Source organism: Bradyrhizobium sp. B097 (assembly GCF_038957035.1).
Lineage (GTDB): Bacteria > Pseudomonadota > Alphaproteobacteria > Rhizobiales > Xanthobacteraceae > Bradyrhizobium.
Map to the genome: position 1 here is coordinate 2,467,520 of NZ_CP152412.1, position 25,596 is coordinate 2,493,115.

General features: G+C 65.4%; 22 protein-coding genes. 11 read left to right on the plus strand and 11 right to left on the minus strand.

Annotated features, from left to right (window positions below):
- Nucleotides 1–178 precede the first annotated feature (178 nt).
- The 4 genes from fliI to AAFG07_RS11510 all read left to right on the plus strand — a co-directional run bounded on the left by fliI (nucleotide 179) and on the right by AAFG07_RS11510 (nucleotide 3,760).
- Nucleotides 179–1,504: a flagellar protein export ATPase FliI gene (gene fliI / locus AAFG07_RS11495; RefSeq protein WP_342727361.1), complete on the plus strand. Its 1,326-nt coding sequence runs from the start codon at nucleotides 179–181 to the stop codon at nucleotides 1,502–1,504.
- 108 nt (nucleotides 1,505–1,612) lie between these two features.
- A complete protein-coding gene (fliJ, locus tag AAFG07_RS11500; protein WP_021081901.1) occupies nucleotides 1,613–2,032 on the plus strand; it encodes a flagellar export protein FliJ in 420 nt (139 codons plus the stop codon).
- Between the two features lie 204 nt (nucleotides 2,033–2,236).
- Nucleotides 2,237–2,782, plus strand: a complete 546-nt coding sequence (locus AAFG07_RS11505; RefSeq protein WP_342727362.1) for a sigma-70 family RNA polymerase sigma factor — start codon at nucleotides 2,237–2,239, stop codon at nucleotides 2,780–2,782.
- A 3-nt stretch (nucleotides 2,783–2,785) separates the two neighbouring features.
- Nucleotides 2,786–3,760: an anti-sigma factor gene (locus AAFG07_RS11510; RefSeq protein WP_342727363.1), complete on the plus strand. Its 975-nt coding sequence runs from the start codon at nucleotides 2,786–2,788 to the stop codon at nucleotides 3,758–3,760.
- Between the two features lie 299 nt (nucleotides 3,761–4,059).
- On the opposite strand, the gene AAFG07_RS11515 is transcribed toward AAFG07_RS11510, so the two are convergent.
- From AAFG07_RS11515 to AAFG07_RS11535, 5 genes are all read right to left on the minus strand, one after another.
- Nucleotides 4,060–4,260: a hypothetical protein gene (locus AAFG07_RS11515; protein WP_342727364.1), complete on the minus strand. Its 201-nt coding sequence runs from the start codon at nucleotides 4,258–4,260 to the stop codon at nucleotides 4,060–4,062.
- A 384-nt stretch (nucleotides 4,261–4,644) separates the two neighbouring features.
- The gene (gene flhA / locus AAFG07_RS11520; protein ID WP_342727365.1) at nucleotides 4,645–6,777 is read right to left on the minus strand and encodes a flagellar biosynthesis protein FlhA; all 2,133 of its coding nucleotides are present in this window, start codon (nucleotides 6,775–6,777) and stop codon (nucleotides 4,645–4,647) included.
- A gap of 298 nt (nucleotides 6,778–7,075) precedes the next feature.
- The gene (locus AAFG07_RS11525) at nucleotides 7,076–7,372 is read right to left on the minus strand and encodes a hypothetical protein (protein ID WP_342727366.1); all 297 of its coding nucleotides are present in this window, start codon (nucleotides 7,370–7,372) and stop codon (nucleotides 7,076–7,078) included.
- 673 nt (nucleotides 7,373–8,045) lie between these two features.
- Nucleotides 8,046–8,819 carry a DUF2182 domain-containing protein gene (locus AAFG07_RS11530; protein WP_342727367.1) on the minus strand — a complete coding sequence of 258 codons (774 nt, stop codon included), beginning with the start codon at nucleotides 8,817–8,819 and terminating at the stop codon, nucleotides 8,046–8,048.
- Nucleotides 8,820–8,864: 45 nt separating this feature from the next.
- Nucleotides 8,865–9,494, minus strand: a complete 630-nt coding sequence (locus tag AAFG07_RS11535) for a DUF1326 domain-containing protein (RefSeq protein WP_342727368.1) — start codon at nucleotides 9,492–9,494, stop codon at nucleotides 8,865–8,867.
- 269 nt (nucleotides 9,495–9,763) lie between these two features.
- Between AAFG07_RS11535 and AAFG07_RS11540 the strand changes: the two genes are divergently transcribed.
- Both AAFG07_RS11540 and AAFG07_RS11545 read left to right on the plus strand, forming a co-directional pair.
- Complete coding sequence (locus tag AAFG07_RS11540; protein ID WP_342727369.1) at nucleotides 9,764–10,231, plus strand: hypothetical protein; 468 nt, start codon at nucleotides 9,764–9,766, stop codon at nucleotides 10,229–10,231.
- A 170-nt stretch (nucleotides 10,232–10,401) separates the two neighbouring features.
- Nucleotides 10,402–11,601 carry an MFS transporter gene (locus tag AAFG07_RS11545; RefSeq protein WP_342727370.1) on the plus strand — a complete coding sequence of 400 codons (1,200 nt, stop codon included), beginning with the start codon at nucleotides 10,402–10,404 and terminating at the stop codon, nucleotides 11,599–11,601.
- A 7-nt stretch (nucleotides 11,602–11,608) separates the two neighbouring features.
- Here the strand turns inward: AAFG07_RS11545 and AAFG07_RS11550 are convergent, their stop codons facing one another.
- The 3 genes from AAFG07_RS11550 to AAFG07_RS11560 form a co-directional block, all read right to left on the minus strand.
- The gene (locus AAFG07_RS11550) at nucleotides 11,609–12,013 is read right to left on the minus strand and encodes a DUF4864 domain-containing protein (protein WP_342727371.1); all 405 of its coding nucleotides are present in this window, start codon (nucleotides 12,011–12,013) and stop codon (nucleotides 11,609–11,611) included.
- Nucleotides 12,014–12,286: 273 nt separating this feature from the next.
- Nucleotides 12,287–13,825, minus strand: coding sequence for a lysozyme inhibitor LprI family protein (locus AAFG07_RS11555; RefSeq protein ID WP_342727373.1), 1,539 nt, complete (start codon nucleotides 13,823–13,825; stop codon nucleotides 12,287–12,289).
- A gap of 67 nt (nucleotides 13,826–13,892) precedes the next feature.
- The gene (locus tag AAFG07_RS11560) at nucleotides 13,893–14,441 is read right to left on the minus strand and encodes a cupin domain-containing protein (RefSeq protein ID WP_018273259.1); all 549 of its coding nucleotides are present in this window, start codon (nucleotides 14,439–14,441) and stop codon (nucleotides 13,893–13,895) included.
- A gap of 136 nt (nucleotides 14,442–14,577) precedes the next feature.
- Between AAFG07_RS11560 and AAFG07_RS11565 the strand changes: the two genes are divergently transcribed.
- Both AAFG07_RS11565 and AAFG07_RS11570 read left to right on the plus strand, forming a co-directional pair.
- Nucleotides 14,578–15,918, plus strand: a complete 1,341-nt coding sequence (locus tag AAFG07_RS11565; protein WP_342727374.1) for an aspartate aminotransferase family protein — start codon at nucleotides 14,578–14,580, stop codon at nucleotides 15,916–15,918.
- Between the two features lie 200 nt (nucleotides 15,919–16,118).
- On the plus strand, nucleotides 16,119–17,384 hold the full coding sequence (locus AAFG07_RS11570; protein ID WP_342727375.1) for a D-amino acid dehydrogenase: 1,266 nt from the start codon (nucleotides 16,119–16,121) through the stop codon (nucleotides 17,382–17,384).
- Between the two features lie 11 nt (nucleotides 17,385–17,395).
- On the opposite strand, the gene AAFG07_RS11575 is transcribed toward AAFG07_RS11570, so the two are convergent.
- The gene (locus AAFG07_RS11575; protein ID WP_342727376.1) at nucleotides 17,396–18,838 is read right to left on the minus strand and encodes an MATE family efflux transporter; all 1,443 of its coding nucleotides are present in this window, start codon (nucleotides 18,836–18,838) and stop codon (nucleotides 17,396–17,398) included.
- 112 nt (nucleotides 18,839–18,950) lie between these two features.
- On the opposite strand from AAFG07_RS11575, the gene gcvA reads away from it, so the two are divergent.
- Nucleotides 18,951–19,829 (plus strand): transcriptional regulator GcvA, encoded by an 879-nt coding sequence (gcvA, locus tag AAFG07_RS11580; protein WP_342727377.1) that lies wholly within the window; start codon nucleotides 18,951–18,953, stop codon nucleotides 19,827–19,829.
- 6 nt (nucleotides 19,830–19,835) lie between these two features.
- Here gcvA and AAFG07_RS11585 read toward each other — a convergent pair whose 3' ends face one another.
- Together AAFG07_RS11585 and AAFG07_RS11590 are read right to left on the minus strand one after the other, a co-directional pair.
- Entirely contained in the window at nucleotides 19,836–22,970 is a 3,135-nt protein-coding gene (locus tag AAFG07_RS11585) for a multidrug efflux RND transporter permease subunit (protein WP_342727378.1), read from the minus strand.
- Between the two features lie 283 nt (nucleotides 22,971–23,253).
- The gene (locus AAFG07_RS11590) at nucleotides 23,254–23,898 is read right to left on the minus strand and encodes a TetR/AcrR family transcriptional regulator (protein ID WP_342727379.1); all 645 of its coding nucleotides are present in this window, start codon (nucleotides 23,896–23,898) and stop codon (nucleotides 23,254–23,256) included.
- A gap of 154 nt (nucleotides 23,899–24,052) precedes the next feature.
- On the opposite strand from AAFG07_RS11590, the gene AAFG07_RS11595 reads away from it, so the two are divergent.
- Entirely contained in the window at nucleotides 24,053–24,550 is a 498-nt protein-coding gene (locus AAFG07_RS11595; RefSeq protein WP_342727380.1) for a (2Fe-2S)-binding protein, read from the plus strand.
- Complete coding sequence (locus AAFG07_RS11600) at nucleotides 24,547–25,593, plus strand: xanthine dehydrogenase family protein subunit M (protein ID WP_342727381.1); 1,047 nt, start codon at nucleotides 24,547–24,549, stop codon at nucleotides 25,591–25,593. The genes AAFG07_RS11595 and AAFG07_RS11600 overlap by 4 nt, the downstream gene beginning before the upstream one ends.
- Nucleotides 25,594–25,596 lie beyond the last annotated feature (3 nt).

The window sequence follows — 25,596 nt, forward strand, 5'->3', positions numbered from 1 at the left end:
AACCGCGCTCGTTCAGTTTCCACATTAAGAGCCGGGCCTAACCGACTCTCGCGACTCGCCCTTCTTCTGATGGGCGAGCGACCTCAGTCACCAAAGACAGTGACGCAATGATTAATGATGCGGGTAAACACGAAGTTAAGCGGCCGGCGCAAAATTGCGGAAACTTAAGGTTTTCGCAATGAAGGCGCTCGCGGAGCAGATCGCGGACATCGACGGCGTCAATATTTATGGCCGTGTGGTCGGCGTCCGCGGGCTCATGGTCGAGATCGCCGGCCCCATTCACGCGATGTCGGTCGGCGCCCGGATCGTGATCGATGTCGGCGCAGGCCGCTTCATCCCGGCCGAGGTGATCGGCTTCTCCGGCGAGAACGCGGTGGTGATGCCGTTCGGCGGGCTTGAGGGCGTCAGGCGCGGGTGCCGCGCGGTGATCGCCAATGCGGCGAGCCAGGTGCGGCCATCGCCGGCCTGGCTCGGCCGCGTCGTCAACGCGATGGGCGAGCCGATCGACGGCAAGGGGCCGCTGCAGCAGGGCGCCTCGCCGATGTCCTACCGCAACTCGCCGCCGCCGGCGCATTCGCGCAGGCGGGTCGGTCCGCCGCTCGACCTCGGCGTGCGCGGCCTTAATACCTTCCTGACCTGCTGCCGCGGCCAGCGGCTCGGCATCTTCGCGGGCTCCGGCGTCGGCAAGTCGGTGCTGCTGTCGATGCTGGCGCGCAATGTCGATGCCGCGATCTCGGTGATCGGGCTGATTGGCGAACGCGGCCGCGAGGTGCAGGAATTCCTCCAGGAGGATCTCGGCGAGGAGGGGCTGGCGCGCTCGGTCGTGGTGGTCGCCACCTCGGACGAGCCGGCGCTGATGCGGCGCCAGGCGGCGTATCTGACGCTCGCCATCGCCGAGTATTTCCGCGACGAGGACCAGGACGTGCTGTGCCTGATGGACTCGGTGACGCGCTTTGCGATGGCGCAGCGCGAGATCGGCCTCTCGGCCGGCGAGCCGCCGACCGCCAAGGGCTACACGCCGACGGTGTTCACCGAATTGCCGAAGCTGTTGGAGCGGGCTGGGCCGGGCAGCGGCGTCGGCACCATCACCGCGATCTTCACCGTGCTGGTCGACGGCGACGATCACAATGAGCCGATCGCGGACGCGGTGCGCGGCATCCTCGACGGCCATATTGTGATGCAGCGGGCGATCGCCGAGCGCGGCCGCTATCCCGCGGTCAACATCCTCAAGTCGGTCTCGCGCACCATGCCGCGGTCCGCCGACCCCGATTTCCTGCCCTTCATCAACAAGGCGCGGCAGGTGATGGCGACCTATGCCGACATGGAGGAACTGATCCGGCTCGGCGCCTACCGGCCGGGTTCCAGCCCCGAGGTCGACGAGGCGATCCGGCTGCACGAGCCGCTGGAAAGCTTCCTGCGCCAGGCCAAGGACGAGGCCACCAGCCTCGGCGACGGCTACCGGCAACTCGCTCAAATCCTGTCGGGTTTGGAAACGGAACGCTAACTTTGTCAGGCCATCATCCCCGGCACACCATAGTTATGCCGGCGGGGCCCAGGGGGGAGCCGGTTCTGTCCCGCGTTCAGAATTGGGACTTCTGGGGAGTATGAGTCGATGAAGTCACGTGAAACGCTGATCCGCCTGAAGAAGTTTCAGGTCGATGAAAAGCGCCGTCGGGTTACCCAGATCGAAGGCATGATCGCCGACTTCCAGCGCATGTCCGTCGAGCTCGAGCGCGAGATCCAGACCGAGCAGGAGCGCGCCGGGATCAATGATCCCTCGCACTTCGCCTATCCCACCTACGCCAAGGCCGCGATCCAGCGCCGCGAGAACCTGACCCGTTCGGCCGACGAGCTGCGTGCCCAGCTCGACGACGCCAAGGCGCTGCTGTCGGAAGCCTTCGAGGAGCTGAAGAAGGTCGAGCTGCTCGACGAGCGCGACCAGGCGCGCGAACGCGCGGAGGAGAGCGCTCGCGAGCAAGCCGACATGGATTCGATCGGCCTGATGCGGGCCCGGCTCGGCGTCATCGCCTGATACCTCGCTCCCTCCGCTGACCATCTTGAGAGCCCGGGCCGATCGCCCGGGCTTTTTGTTGGGCGCTGTCCACAAGCCGGCCGTCTCTCGGCCACTTGGCGGATCGTGCTGTCCCAAAATATGCTACCACCGGTCCAGACCAGATGATGATCGGCGGCGCGGTGGCAATGGGGCGATGGGGGATGCAGGCTTGGAGGGCGCTGAATGCTGACGCCGGCTGAGCTCGTCTGGCTGATCGCCGCCGTCGCGAAGGGGGATCAGGCCGCATTTGAGCGGCTGTACGCCGCGACCCGCTCGAAACTCTTTGGCGTCGTGCTCCGTATCTTACGGCGTCAGGACCTCGCCGAGGAGGTCATTCAGGAGGCTTACGTCAAGATCTGGAACAGCGCGGGGCAGTTCAACCCGGCCCTGTCGTCTCCGATTACGTGGATGGCGTCGATCGCGCGCAACCGCGCCATCGATGTCGTGCGCAAGCGAGGCGAGTCCTCGCTGGAAGATGAGCCTGCGGCGATGGAAGTCGCTGCCGACTCGCCCGATCCGCTGTCGCGGCGGGAAATGACGGAAGAGTTGAAGCGGTTGCTGGAGTGCGTCGGTCGTCTGGAGCCCGATCGTCAGAAGCTCGTGCTGCTCGCCTATTACAACGGCTGGAGCCGCGAGCAGCTCGCCGCAAAGTTCGAGACACCGGTGAACACGGTGAAGACCTGGCTGCGCCGCAGCCTGATGGATATCCGGGAGTGTCTTGGACTCTGATTGATGGCCTATAGCGAAGACCATATCGCGCTCGCCGCGGAATATGCGCTCGGTACGCTCGATGCCGATGAGCGCGCGCAGGTCGAGACCATGATGGCCGTCGACACCGGGTTCGCCGCGCTCGTGCAGGCCTGGGAGTTCAGGCTCGGGCCGCTGAACCAGATGGTCGGCCTGGTCGAGCCGCGCCCGGTGGTCTGGGAGAACATCAAGGCGGCGATCGGCCATGCCGGCGCACCGCAGGCGCCGCTGGTATTGCCCGAGACGCCGGCCGCGACGGTGACACCGCCGCCGATCACCGACGATCCTGGATTCGGCTCGGCGTTCGATCCGGAGCCTGCTCAGCCATCAGAAATCCCACAGCCGGCCGAGATTCGGCGGCCAGCAATCCAGCCACGTTTTGGCGTCAACGACAGCACCAACATGATCGCGCTTGCGGGCCGCGTGAAGCGCTGGCGCGGCATCGCCTCGGCCGCGACCGCGATCGCGGCCGCGCTGCTGGTGACGCTCGGCCTGCAGATTTACCGGCCCGACGCGTTGCCGAATGCGATCCGTCCGAAGCCGCGCATCCAGACCGTGGAAGTGAAGACGCCGGCGCCGGCGCTCGCGCCTTCGGCGCAGTATGTCGCGCTGTTGCAGGGACAGAATGGCGGGCCGGCCTTCATCATGACCATCGACGGCGCGACCAAGAATTTCACCGTGCGCAAGGTCGGCGCTCCGTCCGAGCCGGGCAAGAGCTTTGAGCTCTGGCTGATCTCCGACAAGCTGCCGCAGCCGCGCTCGCTCGGCGTGATCGGCGCTGATGATTTCACCGCGCGCCCGGTGCTGTCGGGCTACGATCCCGACGTGATCAACGGCGCCACCTACGCGGTGACGGTCGAGCAGGCCGGCGGCTCGCCGAATGGCCAGCCGACCTCGGCGCCGATCTTCACCGGCAAGCTGATCGAGACCGTGCCGCCCGCGTCGAACGCGCCGCGTTAGATCTGCGCCTTGCAGCAAGCGACTGAATGCGGGGCGCACTGTCATTGCGAGCGCAGCGAAGCATTCCATCTTTCCAAACGGCGGTGACAGTGGATTGCTTCGCTTCGCTCGCAATGACGTGGAGGCAGCTTCGCATCTCGGGGAAGTGAGTTCGCCCCACCTCCCGCACAAAAAGAAAACGCCCGTGGGGAGCGGGCGTTTTCGATAGTCAACTTGGGGGTAGTTGGGGGTCTTAAATATCCACGCAGCGACTTTGGGGGGCTGTAAAGAACACTACGTGAATTCGTGAAACTCTCCTGTTAGCGGACCAGCGAACTGCTCGTGCTCGTGATCGCGACCGGCTTGCCGGCCTTCATGACACGTGCCGTCTGGGTGTAACCCTCGTCCGGCGAATTGTGCGCAGTGATGCCGAAACCAGCGACCAGAATACCGGCGACCAAGGCCACGACCACAATCTTCAGGTGCGTCGTACGATCAGCGCTGTAGATCGAGTGGTTCATGGAAGTCTCCTGCCGCCTTCCTGCTCTCAGTAAATTTGTCGGTTTGGTGTTCTGCCCGGTTCAACGTCTCGTGCCCCACCAACGTAGGATTTGCCGATTCCGTTCCCTAGGGGTCATCACAAGGGCGTGATGAGACGTGATCGGGCGCGATCAAAAACCGTCTCCGGCTTCCAAAGTCCACATTAACTGGATGTAATATCAGTAGCTTGCTTGGAAGCCGGATCATGTTACCTGAGATAGGACCGTTCCGGACTGTTCAACACAAATCAGTTGCCTGTGGCGAGAAAGCACAGGCGAAAACGCAAATGATTTGCGACGGCTAGAGCGTTTTCGAGCGAAGTGGACGCCGGTTCGCGTGAAGAAAACGCGTCCAAACAGGAAGCTCTACACGCTGCCGACGGTCTTCAGCCGGGCCCGCGGATGGATCTCGGCCTGCGACAAAACGGTGGTCTGCGAGCGGAACCGCTCCACCAGTGAGCGAACGAACGGCCGGATCGCGGCCGAGGTCACCAGTACCGGCGCCTCGCCCTCGCGCGCCGCCTGCTCGAAGGCGTTGCGCACGGCGGTCATGAATTCCGACAGCTTCGAAGGCTGCATCGCCAGGCTGCGGTCGTCGCCTTGGCCGACGATCGACTCGGCGAACGCCTGTTCCCAGCGCGCCGACAGCGCGATCAGCGGCAGATAGCCGTTCGGCGAGGTGTTCTGGGCGCAGATCTGGCGCGCCAGCCGGGCGCGGACATGTTCGACCATGGTGGCCGGATTGCGCGAGAACGCCAGCGCGTCGGCGATGCCCTCGAGGATGGTGGAAAGGTCGCGGATGGAAATCCGCTCGGAGAGCAGCAATTGCAGCACGCGCTGGATGCCCGACATCGTAACCTGGCTCGGCACGATGTCCTTGATCAGCTCGCCCTGCTCCTTCGGCAGGTCCTTCAGCAGCTTCTGCACCTCGCCGTAGGACAGCAAGTCCGCCATGTTGGTCTTGAGCAACTCGGTCAGGTGGGTCGACAGCACGGTCGCGGCGTCGACCACGGTGTAGCCCTTCAGCGCGGCCTCTTCCTTCAGGCCGGCATCGACCCAGGTCGCCGGCAGGCCGAAGGTCGGTTCGATGGTGTGGATGCCCGGCAGCTGCACCTGGTTGCCGGCAGGGTCCATGACCATGAACTGGCTCGGCCAGATCTTGCCGGTGCCGGCGTCGACTTCCTTGATCTTGATGACGTAGCTGTTGGCCTCGAGCTGCACATTGTCGAGGATGCGCACCGCCGGCATCACGAAGCCCATCTCGATCGCGAGCGAGCGGCGCAGCGCCTTGATCTGCTCGGTGAGGCGGTCGGTGCCGTCGGGGCCGTTGACCAGCGGCAGCAGCGCGTAGCCGAGCTCGATCTTGAGGTCGTCGATCTTCAGCGCGGCGGCAATCGGCTCTTCCGCGGCTGCCGCGGCGGCGGCCGCTGCTGCAGCGGGGGCGGCAGCAGCGGCGGCCTCGGCGGCGTTGGCGACCCGCTTCTTCTTGCGGGCGTTCCAGGCCAGCGCCGCGGCGCCGGAGCCGAGCGCCAGGAACGGCAGCGTCGGAATGCCCGGCAGCAGCGCCAGCACCAGCATGACGCCGGCCGACATGCCGAGCGCCTGCGGATAGCCGGAGAGCTGACGCATCAGCGCCTTGTCGGCGGCGCCGGTGATGCCGGCCTTGGAGACCAGCAGGCCGGCGGCGGTCGAGACGATCAGCGCCGGCACCTGGGTGACGAGGCCGTCGCCGACGGTCAGCACGGTGTAGGTGCGGGCGGCTTCACCGAAGGAAAGGCCCTGCTGGGCGACGCCGATGATGATGCCGCCGACGATGTTGATGCCGACGATCAAAAGCCCGGCGATGGCATCGCCGCGGACGAATTTCGAGGCACCATCCATCGCGCCGAAGAAGCCGCTCTCGTCTTCCAGCGCCTTGCGGCGTTCCTTGGCGGCCTTCTCGTCGATCAGACCGGCGGACAGGTCGGCGTCGATCGCCATCTGCTTGCCGGGCATCGAGTCCAGTTGGAAGCGCGCCGCCACTTCGGCGATACGGCCCGAACCCTTGGTGATGACCACGAAGTTCACGATCACCAGGATCGCAAACACGATGATGCCGATCACGAAGTTGCCGCCCATCACGAAGTTGCCGAAGGCCTCGATGACGTGCCCGGCAGCCGCCGTGCCCTCGTGGCCGTGGCTCAGGATCAGCCGGGTCGAGGCCATGTTCAGCGACAGCCGCATCATGGTCGAGATCAGCAGGATGGTTGGGAACGACGAGAATTCCAGCGGCGCCTGGATGAACAGCGAGGTCATCAGGATCAGGATCGAGATCGTGATCGAGACCGCCAAAAAGAGGTCGAGCACGATCGAGGGCAGCGGCAGGATCAGCACCACCAGGATGGTGAGGACGCCGAGCGCCAGCGCGAGATCGCCGCGCTTTAAGATGTCGCCGATCTCGCCGAGGCTCGGCAATCCGCCCTTGCCTGCCGTGCCCTGACCCGCCGTGACGTCGACCATGGTAGCCGCTCTCCCCCGCGACTGGCGGCCGCGGCCGCCAAGCGTCTGCGCGACGGCCGCAGGGCCGCCGTTCCGAAAGTGAGGCACCGCGCTGGCGTTCACGGGGATCTCCGCCCGTTAGACGCGTTCGACGACACTCGACTTCACTCGGCAATTCTTGCCGGGTGTATGGTTAGCAAAGGGTTAATAAGTGCGTTTTGCGGGGGGGCGGGTCATCGCAGGGGCCGGACATGGGAAATCCCGGCCGGGACGGGCGGGTCGGGGCGCCCGGCTGTTCTTCGGAGTCGGTTCGCTGCCTCTATCTCAGCGCGCCGAGCACGACGCCCGATGCGGCGATGAGGCCGAGCGTGATGACGCTGGCACGCCACAGCAATTGCTGCCGGGCGGCACGCCGGTCGTGGAAGGCCAGCCAGTCGTGGACAAAGCCCGCGGGAATGTCGAACACCACGGCAAGCTCGTCGCGATAGTGCGTCTCATGCTCGCAATACATCGTGCGCACCGTTGCCACGCCCAGCCGCTCGAGCTCGCAATGCCACTGCCGGGCGTGCGCACCGTTGGTCCAACGATTTTCAAAGGGGATCGCGTGTGATTCCATGACGAGCCTCCAGCCCACCTCGAACCTCACGCGACAAGTCTAGCCGATTTTACGTGCTGGCGCGAGATCGGGGCCGCCTCGGGCTCGCGCCCCCGATGGCGCGATGGCGATAACTCGTCCGGGCGCCATGGAGCGTTCCCGGCGGTCTGGCGCCGGGTCTCGCTCGGCCGTGCAGGGGCCGGCTCTAGGCGGGCTCAGCCCAACGGCGCCAATGCGTCGGCTGAATGTGGACGTGGTCATTTGAACCAACGACCCAGTCGGCGCCGTCCTTGTGACAGGGGAGCACGAGCGCATGGACCATTCCATCATAGTCCAGGACGCAGACTTCGAGATCGCGGTCTGCTGGTGCAGTTGAAACGGGTAGCCATTCTGCGGGCAAGGTATGCATGATGTACCCTCCGATGAAATGCCAGTGGTTCTCTCGGCGCGACCCATGGGGCGTAAGGCACCCTGGGGCGTGGAGCATCTGGCTTGACGCCAGCACGCGAGCGTCTGTCGCTCGCCAGTTCCGTCACAAGCAGCCCTGCCGGCCTGCGACGCACAATCCACCGTCCGAACGATCTTGGCACGGATGGCGGATGGCAAGTGTGAACCAGCTCGCACTGCTATCAATCTTCTTCGACAGGATGATCACCGTCGAGCGATCGATATTCCTGGACGTCCGGACACTTTCTCAACGCGCATGCACAAGCACGATCAGTCCCGCCGCACTCAACGCGGCGCCGGCGGCATAGCTGAGGCGGAGGCCGACCGGGAGCAGCTTCTCGCAAGCGACATAGACGGTGATGCCGACGATCCAGAGCAGGTTCATTACGCCGCCGACGAACAGCAGCGCCATCAGGAACCAGCAGCAGCCCAGGCAGTAAAGGCCGTGCCGCAGCCCCATGTACAGCGCACCGGCCGTGCCCGGCCGCCAGTGCCGGCTCAGGAACAGTACCGGGCTCTGGCAGAAGCGCAGGCAGGCGCGTTTGAGCGGCGTGAACTGGTAGAGCCCGGCCAAGAGCAGAACGCCGCCGGCGAGCGTCGCGCTTGTGCTCGCCATCGCCATCGACAAGCGGCCGGCGCGATCGAGCTGCCATTGCGCCAGCGTCGCGGCGAGGCTGAAGCCGGCCCAGATCACGAGATAGCCGCACAGGAATATCCAGGCCTCAGTGAGGGGAGACGGCGTTGCCGCTTGCTTGCGCTTCAGGGCCGCGAACAACAACACCATCGGCGCCGCGCTCGAGACCATCATGGCGACCATCATCGTCAACCACATGACGAACACCAGCGCGGCATAGGATGGTGTCCACGGCATCGGATCCATCGGCATGTCCGCCATGCTCATGTCGATGCCGGCGCCGGCCAGGAGATAGGCCCAGGCCAACGCCATCACTGCGGCGATGCCGCCTGCAAAGATCAGGCGGTCATGCCGCAGGGCGTGTTCGAGCGCCGATGTCTCGCTCATGGTGGGATCCCAGCAGCCAAACGGCCGAACCGCGCCCGCGCCGTGTCAGGCAGCGACGCCGTCCGGCGTCTGCACGACGTTGGCGAGCGAGCTGTGCGAGCCCTTGGTCTCGTACTTGATCGCCCCGGTCGAGCGGATGTTGGCCGAGCCCACCTCCGCCGCCCGGTGCTCGAACCCCTCCGGCATCACCACCTGGATGCGATGCGGTGTGCCGGTCACCGGGTTCTTGATCGGCTCGACCTCGGTTTCCAGCACGCCCTTGGCGACGAGCTTCGCGACACGTCCATTCTTGTCGAAGGAGAATTCGATCGGGACGAACACCGGATCATGGATCTTGGTCACGATCAGGCTGAGGATCTGGAACAGCGTCCCTTCGGCCGAATTCTTGCCGGAAAAGATGTTGAACAGGGCCTCGCGCTGCTCCGCCGTGGCGCGCTCGTCGATGATCGGCTGCATCTGCCCGTTGCCTTCATGCAGCGGGCCGGGAAATTCGACGGTTGCCGCGAAGACGAGGCCGTCGAGCTTGGTGCTGCCGAAATGCCCCTTGGTGATCCTCATGCCGACCATGCCCTTGCAGGAACCATGCGTCGGCGGCGCATTGAAATCGCATGGGCAGCCAAATGCGCAATTGCAGTTCTTGATCCATTCGCCTTCGAGACGCCAGTCAGAAGCCATGGCAAACCTCCCTATGACCGTCGGTGAACGATGCAGGTTTCGAGAATTCCTTTCGCTTCAAAAAATTCCGGATCAATTCGAGCAGACCGGGATCATAGCAGCAACCGGTCCGGCGGTACAGGAAGCGCTGACGCCCTATCGCCCAAACATTGCGGCAACGGAGGCGCACGGAGACGCTGGTCCAGGAGAGAGCACGGACGGGAATTGAACGTCCGAGCCTCGACGTCCGACGAAATGCCAAGCAAAGTCGCTTCGTGCCGGGGGATTCCATGACAAGCCAAGAAGACCGTGCGGCGGCAACGACCAGCAAACCCTGGATTGGTTGTTTCGGTGCCGTCGCGGCTTTCACCCTTTCGCTCGCGACGAGCGCTGTCGCAAAGCCTCCGAGCCAGGACGCCGCGATGATGCGGATGCTGGCGTGCGACGGCGAAGGCGTCAGGATGGAAGTCTATTTGCCACTGTCAGTCGCGTTCCCGCCGCACGGCCTGCGCGCCGGCCAGACGGTGATCGGCTACTACGCGCTCGATCTGACCGAGGCCAACAAGGGCAAGCCGCTTGAACCGGTCCGCGTCACGATGAGCGCGGACAAGAAGACGGTGACTGTCGACCAATACACAAGGGGTCTGCCGCCGACACAGATTCCGGTCGGCGGCGGCACGGTCGATTTCGACCAGCGGTTTGCGAAACGTGCCAAATGCGGCCCGTTCCAGTCGCAGGACCCGAATTTCGGGAATTGATGCGACACTAGCGGCGCCGAAATCCGGCGCCGGCGCTTGCCGTTTCAAGAGCGGCGTCCCCTTGCTGGCGCATGCCTAATCTCTCGGCAATGTGGCTTGACCCGGAGGCAAATGCCGACGAAGTTCCGCGCGCCGTGGTAATTTCTTCTGAATATTCCCCTGAAGCCGCAGTGTTCATTCCCGACTCGCGCCGGGCATGGCTGCGCCTTGCCATCGCCGTGGTGATCGGCTCGCTCGGCAGCGTCGGCATGTGGTCGGTTGTGGTGGCGTTGCCGGCGGTGCAGACCGACTTCGGCGCGACCCGCGGAACGGCGTCGCTCGCCTTCACGATGGTGATGCTCGGCTTCGGCCTCGGCCAGGTCGTGACCGGCAAGATCAGCGATCGCTACGGCATCGTCGCTGCGATCGGCGCCGGGATCGGCATTCTCGGCCTCGGCTACATCTGCGCCGGCTACGCGCCGTCGATCTGGGCCTTTATCCTGCTGCATTTCGCGATCGGCCTGTCGTCGGCCGCGACCTTTGGCCCCCTGATGGCGGAGGCCTCGCACTGGTTCGAGCGTTACCGCGGGCTCGCGGTCGCGATCGCCGCCAGCGGCAACTATGTCGGCGGCACGGTGTGGCCGCCGCTGGTCAATTTCGGGATGCAGAGCATCGGCTGGCGCACCACTCATATCGCGATCGGCATCTTCACCGCGATCGCGATGGCGCTTGCGCTCGTGGTGCTGCGTTTGTTGATGGGGGCGGCGACCCGGCGCAGCCATGTCAATGCGCCGCCGCCGCGGGTCGACATGCGGCTCTCCACCAACGCGCTGACCGCGATCCTGTCGCTCGCGTCGATCTCCTGCTGCGTGGCGATGTCGATGCCGCAGGTTCACATCGTCGCCTATTGCGGCGATCTCGGCTACGGCGTGGCGCGCGGCGCCGAGATGCTGTCGCTGATGCTGGGCTTTGGCATCATCAGCCGGATCGGCTCCGGCTTCCTCGCCGACAGGATCGGCGGCATCCGCACGCTCTTGATCGGCTCGATCGCGCAGGGCGCGGCGCTGCTGTTCTACCTGTTCTTCGACAGCCTGACCTCGCTCTACGTCATCTCGGCGATGTTCGGCCTGTTCCAGGGCGGCATCGTGCCGAGCTACGCCATCATCGTGCGCGAGGCGATGCCGGCCTCCGAGGCCGCGACCCGGATCGGCATCGTGATCTTCGCCTCGGTGTTCGGCATGTCGTTCGGCGGCTGGATCTCGGGCGTGATCTTCGACGCCACCGGCTCCTATGCCGCGGCCTTCGCCAATGGCCTGGCCTGGAACCTGCTCAATGTCAGCATCATCCTGCTGCTCATGATGCGGTCGCGGCAGCGGCTGGCGATCGCGTAACTCTCGCTCACACCGCTTGACCGACCTTCAGCAATGAGCAGCCGGTGATCTCAAAACTGCCGTCGGCCTGCCGCTCCAGCGTGTAGAGTGCCTCCCACGCCTCGCCATCGGCGTCGACGATCTGGACGCGCTGCGCGATCCTGTCGCCTTCGCTGCGCGCCTCGCCGAACTCGAAGCTCCTGTGGCGATAGACCGGCGCGTATTGGGTCTGCACCATCGACATGAAGATATCGGCCTGCGGAAAGATCTGCCGGATCGCAGGCGCGGCATAGGAATAGGCCGCCGCGGCGTCGTCGCGGCCGAACGCCTGCTCCTGGGCGCGGATCACGCCTTGCGCTGCGGTGACGTCATCGGCACTGGCCGGCGAGGCGATGGCGAACAGAATGGCGGCAATGAGGGCAATCGCGCGCATCGGAAGGCTCCCTGGTCGATCCTTGAGCTTACGCGGCATATCCGGCGTGGTTTCACGCGCGATCGATTCCCGTCGAAAAATTGATCTGCCGCAAGGTGTCCTCCGGCCGGCGCACTAACCTTGTTTTGCCAATCTTGGAGGACCGTCATGACCCTGGATACCATTCTCGTCGTCATCGCCGTGACCATGATGTTCGCGACGGTCGCGTTCGTGATCGCCTATGGCGACCACCAGACCCGCAATCTGTGATGGCGCAGCCGTCCGGCCGCGCTGCTATCTGATCGAGCCCTTGAAACTGTCGATGTCAGGCGAGGGACGGGCCGGAAACAGCCGCGCGGTCGAGGAGTTGTCGAGCCGGCGCTTGCATTTCGCTTCGTCGGCGCTGTCTTCGGTGCCATCCTTCCCGGCGCGCTTCTTGGCGAAGACATCGTCCTGCCGGTTGACGATCAGCATCGCATGATCGCGCTCGAGCGTATCCGGATTCTTGCGCTGCTCGTCGGAGCGGAACGCGCCGCCGGTGATCTTGCCCGTCATCTCGTAGTCGCAGCCGGCCTTCCAGTCGCCCTGCTCCCACTTCCATCCGGTCGCCTTCAGCGTGCCGTCTTTCTCAGTGGTGACCTTGATGATGGCGTTATAGGCCAGCCAGACGCCGGCAAGCCCGCTGCGCTTGTCGTCAAAGCCCTCGAGCAGCGCCAGGCGTTCGCGCTGCAAGCCATTGACGTGATCGCGTGCATCGACGGTGAAGTGCACTTGCGAGCTCTGCTTGTTCCAGGCCGGATGCAGGAATTCCGGGAATTGTTCGGTCTGGCTCTTCACCCAATTGCGCTGGTCGTCGATTAGCGCGCGCCGCGTCGCCTCGTCGAGCCGCGGCTGCAATGCCTTCCAGGCGCGGTTCAGCCGCTGGTCGTTGTCGGCCAGATCGGGATCGGCGCAGATTTCCTCGTCGGTCGCGGTCTCGGGCCTGGTGCAGTCGAAGGTCGGCGCGACGAACGCGGTGTCGACCTTGTCGGATGCGGCGTCCTTGCCGGCGGCAAAGTAGCTGCCGGTGACCTGCCACATCGACGAGCAGTCGTTGAGCCCGTCAAACTCCTCGTCATCGATGGTGTCGACGACCCGCAAGGTCTCGCCCTGGCGGCGGAGTTTTATTTGCGGCGGCTTGCTTGAGGCGGCGGCGGCATCGGTCGCCACGTTGGTCTTGGGCTTGTCGGGCGGCGTCTCCACCTCGATCAGCACCGGGCCGGAGAGCCAGCCGGTCCCCGAAGGTTTCAGATCGGCGGTCAGCTTGCAGGTTCGCCTGCGATCGCCGCCATAGTCGCCGCGCAGATCGGCGGCGAGGCGATAGGCGCCGCCTTCGCTCGGCGTCAGCGTGAGGTGGCCGAAGGCATTGACCCAGTTGCCTGACAGGCCCGGACGGCCGGATGCCAGTCCGTCAAGCGCGGCCGCGCGGCGGCGCAAGGCCGCGGCAAAACCTGCTTTCAGTTCGTCCTCGTCGGTATCGGCCAGCACCTCCGCGGCGTCGATGATCATCTCGTTGAACCAGGCCTGGTCGCGCTTCAACAGCGGCTTGACGTTCGCCGGCAGCTTCGGAAGCGCCGCGTCGAACGCCTTGTCGATCTGCGCTATGAGCTTGTCATAGCCGGCCTTCTTGCAGTCGGCGGTCTTGATCCGGTCGTCGCCGCTATTGCCGCACAGCCTGATCGCGGTCGGCGCGCTGCTCGATGCGCGCAGGAAATCGTCCATCGCAGCCGACGCGCCGGGCGCAAGGACCGAAATGGCCGCGACGGCGGCCGCAAGCCGTGGGGAGCAAGGCATCGACGTCACCCGCAAGGCCGCGACACGCGGCCCTTGCGGCTTGGGTCGCGCAGCGCCTGCGCCGGGTTCAAAATGTCGGCGGCGTGCAGGCCGAAATCACCTCGCACGGCTTGGCGCCGATGCAGCGGAAGCGGTGCGGGCGGCGGCTTTCGAAGTAATAGGCGTCGCCGGCGTTGAGCACCCGCCGCTCGTCGTCGACCGTGACCTCGAGCCGGCCCGAGACCACGATGCCGCCTTCCTCGCCTTCATGCACCAGCGGCACCCGGCCGGTGTCGCTCCCGGGCTCGTAGCGCTCTTTCAGGATCTGCAACGCACGTCCGAACAGGCTGTCGCCGATCTGGAGGTAGGAGATCGGCTTCTTGCCGATCTCGGTCAGCTCATCGGCGCGGTAGAACGCCTTGCGCGGCCGCTCCGGCTCGATCGCGAAGAATTCCGCAAGCCCCATCGGAATGCCGTCGAGGATCCGCTTCAGCGCGCCGACCGACGGGTTCATCTGATTGGATTCGATCAGCGAAATCGTCGAATTGGTCACGCCGGAGCGCTTGGCGAGCTCGCGCTGCGACAGCTTGTGCCGCGCGCGGATGAATCGAAGCCGACCGCCGATGTCGACGCTCATGGAAGATCCCTGTTGCAGGTGTTGCGGATCGAACAAATAGTCGCAGACCGCCTCAACAAGATCAATGGCTTGCCGTGCGACAGAAAAGGACTTGTTGAGTGCCGTGAAGAGTGGTCCGACTAGGCAAACCCAGCCCATGGAGTGCACCGTGACCGTTCATCAGATTCCGAACACCATCAAGACCGATTCGTTCTGGATGCCCTTCACGGCCAACCGGCAGTTCAAGAAAGCGCCGCGGCTGTTCTCCTCCGCCAAGGGCATGTACTACACCTCGGTCGACGGCCGGCAGGTGATCGACGGCTCCGCCGGTCTCTGGTGCGTCAACGCCGGCCATGGCCGCCCGCAGATCGCCGCCGCCGTCGAGCGCCAGCTGTCCACGCTGGACTTCGCGCCCTCCTTCAACATGGGCCACCCGCTGGCGTTCGATTTCGCCGAGCGCCTCGCCGAGATCGCCCCGAAGGGGCTGGATCGGATCTTCTTCACCAATTCGGGCTCTGAGTCGGTCGATACCGCGCTGAAGATCGCGCTGGCCTATCACCGCGCCGCCGGCCAGCCGACCCGCACCCGTCTGATCGGCCGCGAGCGCGGCTATCACGGCGTCGGCTTCGGCGGCATGTCGGTCGGCGGCATGGTCGCCAACCGCCGCCAGTTCGCGACCCATCTGCCGGGTGTCGACCACATCCGTCATACCCATGACCTCGCCCGCAACGCCTTCGCCAAGGACCAGCCCGACCACGGCGCCGAGCTCGCCGACGACGTCGAGCGGATGGTCGCGCTGCATGGCGCCGACACCATCGCGGCCGTGATCGTCGAGCCGGTGCCCGGTTCGACCGCGGTTCTGCCGGCGCCGAAGGGCTATCTGCAGCGCCTGCGCGAGCTCTGCACCAAGCACGGCATCCTGTTGATCTTCGACGAGGTCATCACCGGCTTCGGCCGCCTCGGCACCCCGTTCGCCGCCAATTTCTACGGCGTCACGCCGGACATGATGACGACCGCCAAGGGCATCACCAACGGCACCGTGCCGTGCGGCGCGGTGTTCGCCAGCCGCCAGGTCCATGACGGGCTGATGGTCGGCCCGGACAACGCCATGGAGCTGTTCCACGGCTACACCTATTCGGCGCATCCGGTGGCTTGCGCCGCAGGTCTTGCCACGCTCGACATCTACAAGGACGAGGGTCTCTTGACCCGCGGCGCCTCGCTCTCCGATTACTGGCGCGATGGCCTGCACTCGCTCAAGGGTCTGCCGAACGTCATTGACATCCGCAACCAGGGCCTGATGGGCGCGGTCGAGCTCGCGCCGCGTGATGGTGCCGTGGGTGCACGCGGTTACGATGTCATGGTCGATTGCTTCAATCGCGGCCTCTACTTCCGCATGAGCGGCGACTCGCTCGCATTGTCGCCGCCCCTGATCGTCGAGAAGTCGCATATCGACGACATCGTCTCGATCCTCAGCGACGCCATCAAGCGCGTGGCCTGATAATTGCAAAGCGTCTTCGAGCGAAGTGGAAGCCGGTTCGCGTGAAGAAAACGCGGCGAACTAGAATCTAGAGCTCGTTCCGATTGGATCGGAACGAGCTCTAGCTAAACTTTAGCTAGCTCTACAAATTGCTGTCGCCGTTGCGAAGCAGAGTGGTTTCGCAGCGGCGATTGCGTTTTCGCTGCAGGATGTGAGGAAAAGTGAAGGTCCTTGTTCTCGGCAGTGGCGTGATCGGCGTCACCTCGGCCTATTATCTTGCGCGTGCCGGCCATGAGGTGACGGTGATCGACCGTCAGCCGAAGCCTGCGCTGGAAACGTCGTTCGCCAATGCCGGCGAAGTCTCGCCGGGCTATTCGTCGCCCTGGGCCGGCCCCGGCGTGCCGGTGAAAGCGGTGAAGTGGCTGCTGATGAAGCACGGCCCGCTGGTGATCCGTCCGAAGCTCGATCCCGTGATGTGGCTGTGGCTGTTGAAGATGCTGCGCAACTGCACCACGTCGCGCTACGCGGTGAACAAGAGCCGGATGATCCCGATCGCGGAATACAGCCGCGACTGCCTGCAGGCGCTGCGCAATGACATCGGCATCCGCTACGACGAACGTGCGCAGGGCACCTTGCAGCTGTTTCGCGAGCAGGCCCAGTTCGATCGCACCGGCGACGACATCGCCGTGCTGAAGCAATACGGCGTCCCGTTCGAGGTGCTCGACCGTGAGGGCTGCATCAAGGCCGAGCCCGCGCTGGCCGGCGTGAAGCAGAAATTCGCCGGCGGGCTGCGGCTGCCGCATGACGAGACCGGCGACTGCCACATGTTCACGCAGGCGCTCGCGCTGGAGGCCGAGAAGATCGGCGTGCGCTTCAACTTCAATGTCGGCATCGACGGCTTGAACGCCGATGCCACTCGCATCACCGGCGTTGCGACCAGCGCCGGCCTGATGACCGCGGATGCCTATGTCTTGGCGCTGGGCAGTTACTCGCCGCATCTGGTGCGGCCGCTCGGCATCTCGCTGCCGGTCTATCCGGTGAAGGGGTATTCGATCACGGTGCCGATCAAGGACGCATCCGGCGCGCCTGAATCCACCGTGATGGACGAGAGCTACAAGGTCGCGATCACCCGGCTCGGCGACCGCATTCGGGTCGGCGGCACCGCCGAGATCTCGGGCTATTCGACCAAGCTCTACGACGCGCGGCGCGCGACGCTGGATCATTCGCTGACCGATCTGTTTCCGCGCGGCGGCGACCTTCCCAAGGCCACCTTCTGGTGCGGCCTGCGCCCGATGACGCCGGACGGCCCGCCGGTGATCGGCGCGACACGGTTCGCCAATCTGCACCTCAACACCGGCCACGGCACGCTCGGCTGGACCATGGCCTGCGGCTCGGGCCGGGTGCTGGCCGACATGCTCTCCGGCAAGAAGCCCGAGATCGACACCAAGGAGCTGTCGATCAAGCGCTACGATGTCAGGTTCGGGTGACGGCGAGCGGGCTATTCGTAGCCCGCGCGCTTGATCGGCGGCGGCAGTGCGAACAGGCCGAACGCGATCATGCCGACTGCGACGGCTGCGAAATTCCAGGTGACATCCGCCTTCAACGCGACCACCGCATAGCCTCCGGCGACCGCGATCGCGGCTCTGAGCAGCGCGGCGAGCACCGATGCCTCCATTCGCCGGGTCGCCTGGCCGGCACAGTAGAGCACGTAGCCGAGCCCGAAGAATCCGAAGAACGGTCCGACGCGGTGCAGATACTCCGCGCCGATCTGCAGCACGGCGGGGTCCTGGCTGAACAGCCCGATCCAGGCTTCGGGGAAGGCCGCCGCAGCCAGTCCGATCAGCTCGGTGAGCGTGCAGGCCATCGCAATCCCGATCCATGACGTCTTCACCGCGCGGTCGATCCGGCCGGCGCCGAGATTGGCGCTGATGATGATGCCGACCGGTCCGCCGATGCCGTAGGCGAGCGGGACCAGCAGAAACTCGAGCCGCGATCCCGCGCCGTAGCCGGCCAGCGCCTCGACACCGCCGATCGCGACATAGGCGGTGACGATCGCAAGCGTGAGATTGGTGGTGGCCGACACGACGGCCGACATGCCGCCGACGCGAAGGATCGCAAGTATTGGCGCAAGCGAGAGCGTCGGCATGCGAAACGACGGCTTCAGCGCGCCAAAGTGGCCCCAGAGATAGACCGCATAGGCCAGCGTTCCGAACGCGTAGTACACCAGCATCGCGACGGCGCCGCCGGAGGGGCCGAGGCCTTGATAACCGAACGCGCCGAAGATCAGCGCCGGCGACAGCGGCAGCAGGATCAACGCGCCGCTGCACACCACGATCACGGGGACCAGCAGATTGCCGGTGCCGCGCACCACGGCCATCAGCAGGTTGAACAGCCAGATCGGGATCGCGCCGGCAAAGATGATGCCGGAATAGGACAGCGCGATCGCAAGCGCGTTGCCCGAGATGCCCATCGTGCCGTAGAGCTGCGAGCCCAATGTCAGCATCACGACCGATGTCGCGAGGCCGAGCAGGACGCCGAGCGCCACAGAATACCACGCGTAGTCGCTGGCGTCGCCGATCCGGCCGGTGCCGAGCGCACGCGCGACCGTCGTGACGAAGCCGCCGCCGATCGCACCCTGCGCGATCGCCACGACGAGCGACACCAGCGGAAACACCGGCGCCACGCCAGCGAGCGCGTCGACGCCGGTGCGCGAGACGAAATAGACCTCCAGCAAGCCGATCAGGATCTGCACGGTCATGACGGTGGCGTTGGGCAGCGCAAGCCGCAGGATCAGCGGCGCGATCGGCTGCTCCAGCAGCATGCGGGTGCGCGGATCGAGATCGGTGGCCGCGGCGCGCGGCGGCGGGCTTGCGTGACGATGCGGGCAACGCGCGTCGGCCGGTGCTTCGGTTCGGCGCAATAGAACGGCGGAAGAGGACATCGCAGGTGCTCCATGGTGCTCGGTCTCGGCACCTGCTCACCTAGTCCCGGCGCGCCAACGGCGCGAACGATATGATTTGACAGCACTTGTTAGCGTTCCTAACAATTGCCGGATGGCCCCGTTGCCGCCGTTGGAGACCCTGCGCGTGTTCGAGGTGGCTTGCCGTCACGGCAGCTACTCCGAAGCTGCGCGCGAGCTGCACGTGACGCACAGCGCGGTGAGCCAGCGCATCCGGCAGCTCGAAGAGGAGCTCGGCCTCACCCTGTTCGAGCGGCAGGGCAACCGGATGGTGCCGACGCCGGCCGGGCTGCGGCTGCAGGCCGGCGTCAAGGGCGCGTTTTCGGAATTGAACGCGGCGCTCGGCAGCCTTCGTACACGTCGCGCCGACGCCGAGCTGACTGTGAGCCTACTACCGGTGATGGCGGCGCGCTGGCTGGTTCCGCGGCTGTCGCGCTTCACGGCCCGCTATCCGTACATCAACCTGCACATCAAGACGGGTCAAGCGCTGGCTAATTTCAAATCCGATGGCGTCGACGTCGCGATCCGGTTCGGGACCGGCGACTGGAAGGAGCTTCGTGCCATCAAGCTGTTCGGTGAAGAGTTTTTCCCGGTGTGCAGCCCGAGCCTCAACGGCGGCCGGTTGCCGAAGGACCCAGTTGCGATGCTGTCGGAGCCGCTCCTGATCGACCGCAACCTGTCATGGCGCGCCTGGTTCAAGTCGGCGGGGTTGAGGCTCGACCGCGATATCGTCGGCACGTCCTTCACCGATACCAACGCGCTGATGGAGGCCGCCGTGACCGGGCAGGGCATTGCGCTCGGGCGCCTCTCGATCACACGATCGGACATGCTGGCGGGGAAACTGGTGCGCCTGTCCGACCACAGTCTGCGCGTGGCCTATTGCCACTACGCGGTCTATCCGACGTCCTCGGAGTCCAATCCCGCGCTGGTCGCCTTTCGGGACTGGCTGGTGGAAGAGGCGCAACGCGCCTGAGCAACGCTATTCGGCGGCATCCCGGTCCACGGACGGTTCGACATCGTCGTCTCGTTTCGTCGCCGTCCAATTCGAAAGCCCGTTCGAGAATCTGTCGAGATAGAGATACACGACCGGCGTCGTGAACAGCGTCAGCGCCTGGCTCACGATCAGGCCGCCAACCATCGCATAGCCGAGCGGCTGACGAATTTCCGCGCCTGTTCCGGTGCCGAGCATCAGCGGTACACCGCCGAGCAGGGCGGCCATCGTCGTCATCATGATCGGGCGGAAACGTAACAGCGCCGCTTTCCGGATCGATTCACGCGGCGACAGATGCTCTTCGCGTTCGGCGGCGATCGCGAAGTCGACCATCATGATGCCGTTCTTCTTCACGATCCCGATCAGGAGGATGATGCCGATCAGCGCGATCAGGCTGAAATCGAACCCGAACGCCATCAGGATCGCCAGCGCACCGACGCCGGCCGACGGCAGCGTGGAAAGGATCGTGAGCGGATGGATGTAGCTTTCATAGAGCATGCCGAGGATCAGATAGACCACGACCAGCGCAGCCAGGATCAGCAGCGGCACCGAGCTCAGTGACTCCTGAAAGGCCTGCGCGGTGCCCTGGAAGCTCGAGCTGAGCGTCGCCGGAGCCCCCAGATTGGCGACGGCGTTCTGGATCGCATCGGTGGCCTGGCCGAGCGCGACCCCTTGCGCGAGGTTGAAGCTGATCGTGGTCGCAGGAAACTGCCCCTGGTGGGCGATTGCGAGCGGGCGCACCGGAACCGTCGTCCACTTGCAGAACACCGAGAGCGGGACTTCGTCGCCCGTCGCCGGCGACTTGATGTAGAGCTTGTTGAGCGTGTCGAGCTTGCCCTGCAACTCGGGGAGGATTTCCAGGATGACGTGATAGCTGTTGAGCTGGGTGAAGTATTGGGCCACTTGGCGCTGGCCGAACGCGTCGTACAGCGTATCGTCGATCAATTGCGGCTGGATGCCGTAGCGCGACGCGGTGTCGCGATCGATGGTCATCGTCAGCGTCGTTCCCTCGGTCTGCTGGTCGGTGGCGACGTCGCGCAATTCCGGCAGGGTCTTCATGCTGGCCAGGATTTTCGGCGCCCATTGGTTCAGCTCGGCGAGGTTGGCATCCTGCAGCGTGTATTCGAACTGCGTCCGCGTCGCGCGGCCGCCGAGCCGGACGTCCTGCGAGGCTTGCATGTAGAGGCGTGCTCCTTCGACCGCCTCGAGCTTCGGCCGCAGCCGCGCGATGATCTGCTGCGCGTCCGCGTCGCGCTCCTCGTGCGGCTTCAGCGTGATGTACATGCGGCCTGAATTCAGCGCGGTGCCGCCGCCGCCGATGAACTCGGCCATGCTGTCGACCGCCGGATCGGCCCGGACGATCCGGCTGAGTTCTTCCTGATGCTGCTTCATGTCGGCAAACGAGATGTCCTGGGCCATCTCCGATACGGCGTTCAGGAAGCCGTTGTCCTGTTGCGGGAAGAATCCCTTGGGAATGATCACGAACAAATAGACCGACAGTGCCAGCGTCGCGAAGAAGATGCAGAGCGTGGTCCGGCTCCAGCTCAGCGCCAGATCGAGCCCGCGCTCATAGCCATGCAGCATCCGGTCGAATGCCGCCTCGCTCCATTGGTAGAGCCGGCCGTGCCGGGTTTCGCCATGCGCGCGCAGGAAGCGCGATGCCATCATCGGCGTCAGCGTCAGCGACACCACCAGCGAGACGAAGATCGCCATCGCCAGGGTCACCGCAAACTCGCGGAACAGCCGGCCGATGACGCCCCCCATCAGCAGCAGCGGAATCAGCACCGCGACCAATGAAATGCTGATCGACAGGATCGTGAATCCGATCTCGCCGGCGCCTCGCAGCGCCGCGGCAAGCGGCCGCTCGCCCTGCTCGACGTATCGCGTGATGTTCTCCAGCATGACGATAGCGTCGTCGACCACGAAGCCGACCGCGATCGTCAGCGCCATCAGCGAAAGGTTGTCGAGCGTATAGCCGAACACCCACATCAGCGCGCAGGCGCCGAGCAGCGCGAGCGGCACGGTGACGGCGGGAATCACCGTGGCCCAGAAGCTGCGCAGGAAGATGAAGATCACCATGACGACCAGAACGATGGTGATCAGCAGCGTGATCTGCACGTCCTCGACGGCGGCGCGGATGGTCAGTGTCCGGTCGCTGATGATCTTGATCTTGATGGCGGGCGGAATCGCGGCAATCAGTCTTGGAAGCTGCGCCTTGATCCTGTCGACCGTGCCGATGACGTTGGCGCCGGGTTGCTTGAAGATGACCAGGAAGACGCCGCGCTTGCCGTCCGCCCAGGCGGCCTGCTTCATGTCTTCCGGCCCGGCGACGGCCTGGCCGATGTCGCGAATCCGCAACGGGCCGCCGTTGCGGTAGGCGACGATGACGTCATTCCAGTCCTTGGCATCCGGCAGCTGGTCGTTGGCGTAGATCGTGTAGGCGCGGCTGGCGCCGTCGATGTTGCCCTTCGGGCTGTCGACCGTGGTCATGGCGATCTGGCCGCGGATGTCTTCCAGCGAGAGCCCCTTGGCGACCAGCTTGGCGGGATCGATCTGCACGCGGATCGCGGGCTTCTGCTGTCCGCCGATGAACACCTGGGCGACGCCGGAAATCTGGCTGATCTGCTGCCCGAGCTGGGCGTCGACCGCATCGCTCACCCTGATCAGAGGCAGGGTGTCGGAGGTCGCCGACAACAGCAGGATCGGCGAGTCCGCCGGGTTGACCTTGCGATAGGTCGGCGGCGACGGCAGGTTCTTGGGCAGCTGGCCGCCGGCGGCATTGATCGCCGCCTGGATATCGTTGGCGGCGCCGTCGATGTTGCGGTTCAGATCGAACTGGATGGTGACCGCGGTCGACCCGAGTGAGCTCGTCGAGGTCATTTGCGCGATGCCGGGAATCTGCGCGAATTGCCGCTCCAGCGGCTGCGCGACCGAGGAGGCCATGGTTTCGGGGCTGGCGCCGGGCAGGCTCGCAGAGATCTGGATGGTCGGAAAGTCGACCTGCGGCAGCGGCGCGACCGGAAGCAGTGGATAAGCGACGATGCCGACGAACAGAATGCCGGCCATCAGCAGCGAGGTGCCGATCGGGTAGCGGATAAACGGAGATGAGATGCTCTCGTTCATTTCGGCAATCCAAATGAACGGCAGGCGCATCTTTTCCCGAACGGCGGGAGTCGTCCTCGAAAGCTCGAGCGCGAACGCGCGTTTTCCTCGCCATGGCCAATCGGCAGATCGCGGAGTTGGCTCTCGCGTCTACCTGTTTTTTGCCAGCATAGTCATTCCCGGGGACGACGCGCGAATGGAAACACCGGATCGCCCATTCGACCTTCGTTCAATGGCCGGACTCCGCACGCCCAACACGCGGCCTTCGCGCGGAGTATTTCCGATTACGATAAATTTGTAGCAGCTACGACGAGCGCGGCCTACCGGCCTTCTTCTTCGCAGGCTTTGCCGCGGATGCCGCCTTGGCCGCCGGTTGCACGCGCAAGCCATCCACGAACACATCCAGGAGCCGCAGCGCCGTGGTCTGCCAGCCCGGCTGGTCGTGCATGTAGCACATGCCGATCAGCGCGCGCAGCACGTCCTCGGCGCTGATGTCGTCGCGAATGGCGCCGGCCGCGACGGCGCGCGCGAGCAGCGTGCCGATCGCCTTGGTGAGGCGGTCGAACGAATAGGCGTGCAGCTCGGTCGAGCCGTGCGCGACCAGCGCAAGGGCTGCGACCATGCCCTTCTTGGTCGCGACGAATTCCACATTGGCGCGCAGCCAACGCCGCAGCGCCTCGACCGGCTCGGGGGCGCATTGCAATTGCTCGGCGAGGTCGCCGAGCTGCTCGACCTCGCGGCGATAGACCGCCTCATACAGCGCCTCGCGGGTCGGGAAGTGGCGATACAGCGTGCCGATGCCGACGCCGGCATGGCGCGCGACGGCCTCGAGGCTCGCCTCGCTGCCGCCGGCCGAAAACACGGCCTTGGCCGCTTCCAGCACGCGCTCGCGATTGCGCACGGCGTCGGCGCGCGGCTTGCGGACAATTTCTGGTGATGAGCCGGCCATTCCTTTTTCTTTTCACCCTCCCTTGTAAACGGAGGATGCCTCCGTATATGGCAACCAGCACCGGGCCTGACAAGGTGCGCCGATCATGCATCGGCGGCCACGGGTTCGCGTTGCCTCGATTCAACCCGACCATACACGGATCGGAGCGCCTTGCATGAATCTCCCCATCAGTCTCACCATCAACGGTGTCCGCCGCGACATTGCCCTCGACGACCCCCGCGTCACCCTGCTCGACCTGTTGCGTGAGCGGCTCGACCTCACCGGAACCAAGAAGGGATGCGACCGCGGCCAGTGCGGCGCGTGCACCATCCTGGTCGACGGCCGCCGCATCAATTCCTGCCTCGCGCTCGCCGTCAGCCATGACGGCGCCGAGATCTCCACGATCGAAGGCGTCGGACGCGGCGGCGAGCTGCATCCGGTGCAGGCCGCTTTCATCGCCCATGACGGCTTCCAGTGCGGCTTCTGCACCCCGGGCCAGATCATGAGCGGCATCGGCCTGATCCAGGAAGGGCAGGCCGGCGACGACCCCGAGCGCGTGCGCGAGTGCATGAGCGGCAACCTGTGCCGCTGCGGCGCCTATCAGGGGATCACCGAAGCCGTGCTCGAGGCACAATCCAACATGACCGCCAGCAAGCAGAGGCGCTCCGCATGATGAACTTCGATTATGTCAGGCCGGCCAGCGTCGCGGACGCGATCGCGGCGGCTTCCGAAAAGGGCGCGAGCTATCTCGCCTCCGGTACCAACCTGCTCGACCTGATGAAGGGCGGTGTCAGCCGGCCGAGCCGCCTCGTCGACGTCACGCGTCTGCCCGGGCTCGATCGTATCGAGCATCTCGCCGATGGGAGCTTGCGCATCGGCGCACTGGTGCGCAACGCCGATCTCGCCCATGACGCCGCGTTCGCGCGCAACTATCCCGCGGTCGCCGAGGCGCTGCTGTCGGGCGCGTCGGCGCAGCTGCGCAATGCTGCAACCGTCGGCGGCAATCTGATGCAGCGGACACGCTGTGCGTATTTTTACGACGCCGGCAGCGCCTGCAACCGGCGCTGGCCGGGCGCCGGCTGCGACGCGCTCAAGGGCGAGAACCGCCTGCACGCGGTGCTGGGCTGGAGCGAGGGCTGCATCGCCACCCATCCGTCTGATTTCTGCGTGCCGCTGGTCGCGCTCGATGCCATCGTCGAGATCGAGGGCAAAGGCGGCCGGCGCGAGCTGCCGCTCGAGGCGCTGCATCGTCTGCCCGGCGATACGCCGGAGCGGGAGACCGTGCTGGAGCGCGGTGACCTGATCGTCGCGCTGCGGCTGCCGACTGAGGCGCAAGGCTTCGCTCGCCATGCCCGCTACATCAAGGTGCGCGAGCGCACGTCCTATGCCTTCGCCGTGGTCTCGGCCGCAGCTAGCCTGCGCATCGAGGATGGCAAGATCCGTGAGGCGCGGCTCGCGCTCGGCGGCGTTGCGGCCAAGCCGTGGCGGGCGCGTGAGGCCGAGCAGGTGCTCGCCGGCGCCGCGCCCGATGCGGCTGTCTATCGCGAGGCGGCGCGCGCTGCGCTCGCCGGCGCAAAGCCGTCCGGCGACAACGCTTTCAAGATCGAGCTCGCGCAGCGCATCGTCGTGCGCGCGCTCACCCTTGCCGCCGCAGGCACGCCGGATCGTATTGCCGCGCTGCCGGGCTCTCCCTTCTCATCCGTTGCAGGAGCGTAACGC

Bases quoted from the DNA above. Each gene is read 5' to 3' on its own strand.
- AAFG07_RS11595 (WP_342727380.1), top strand. From the start codon at position 24,053: ATGAATCTCCCCATCAGTCTCACCATCAACGGTGTCCGCCGCGACATT.
- fliI (WP_342727361.1), top strand. From the start codon at position 179: ATGAAGGCGCTCGCGGAGCAGATCGCGGACATCGACGGCGTCAATATT.
- AAFG07_RS11525 (WP_342727366.1), bottom strand. From the start codon at position 7,372: ATGGAATCACACGCGATCCCCTTTGAAAATCGTTGGACCAACGGTGCG.
- gcvA (WP_342727377.1), top strand. From the start codon at position 18,951: ATGGCCCCGTTGCCGCCGTTGGAGACCCTGCGCGTGTTCGAGGTGGCT.
- AAFG07_RS11575 (WP_342727376.1), bottom strand. From the start codon at position 18,838: ATGTCCTCTTCCGCCGTTCTATTGCGCCGAACCGAAGCACCGGCCGAC.
- fliJ (WP_021081901.1), top strand. From the start codon at position 1,613: ATGAAGTCACGTGAAACGCTGATCCGCCTGAAGAAGTTTCAGGTCGAT.
- AAFG07_RS11505 (WP_342727362.1), top strand. From the start codon at position 2,237: ATGCTGACGCCGGCTGAGCTCGTCTGGCTGATCGCCGCCGTCGCGAAG.
- AAFG07_RS11510 (WP_342727363.1), top strand. From the start codon at position 2,786: ATGGCCTATAGCGAAGACCATATCGCGCTCGCCGCGGAATATGCGCTC.
- AAFG07_RS11515 (WP_342727364.1), bottom strand. From the start codon at position 4,260: ATGAACCACTCGATCTACAGCGCTGATCGTACGACGCACCTGAAGATT.
- AAFG07_RS11550 (WP_342727371.1), bottom strand. From the start codon at position 12,013: ATGCGCGCGATTGCCCTCATTGCCGCCATTCTGTTCGCCATCGCCTCG.
- AAFG07_RS11555 (WP_342727373.1), bottom strand. From the start codon at position 13,825: ATGCCTTGCTCCCCACGGCTTGCGGCCGCCGTCGCGGCCATTTCGGTC.
- flhA (WP_342727365.1), bottom strand. From the start codon at position 6,777: ATGGTCGACGTCACGGCGGGTCAGGGCACGGCAGGCAAGGGCGGATTG.
- AAFG07_RS11585 (WP_342727378.1), bottom strand. From the start codon at position 22,970: ATGAACGAGAGCATCTCATCTCCGTTTATCCGCTACCCGATCGGCACC.
- AAFG07_RS11560 (WP_018273259.1), bottom strand. From the start codon at position 14,441: ATGAGCGTCGACATCGGCGGTCGGCTTCGATTCATCCGCGCGCGGCAC.
- AAFG07_RS11540 (WP_342727369.1), top strand. From the start codon at position 9,764: ATGACAAGCCAAGAAGACCGTGCGGCGGCAACGACCAGCAAACCCTGG.
- AAFG07_RS11530 (WP_342727367.1), bottom strand. From the start codon at position 8,819: ATGAGCGAGACATCGGCGCTCGAACACGCCCTGCGGCATGACCGCCTG.
- AAFG07_RS11590 (WP_342727379.1), bottom strand. From the start codon at position 23,898: ATGGCCGGCTCATCACCAGAAATTGTCCGCAAGCCGCGCGCCGACGCC.
- AAFG07_RS11600 (WP_342727381.1), top strand. From the start codon at position 24,547: ATGATGAACTTCGATTATGTCAGGCCGGCCAGCGTCGCGGACGCGATC.
- AAFG07_RS11565 (WP_342727374.1), top strand. From the start codon at position 14,578: ATGGAGTGCACCGTGACCGTTCATCAGATTCCGAACACCATCAAGACC.
- AAFG07_RS11535 (WP_342727368.1), bottom strand. From the start codon at position 9,494: ATGGCTTCTGACTGGCGTCTCGAAGGCGAATGGATCAAGAACTGCAAT.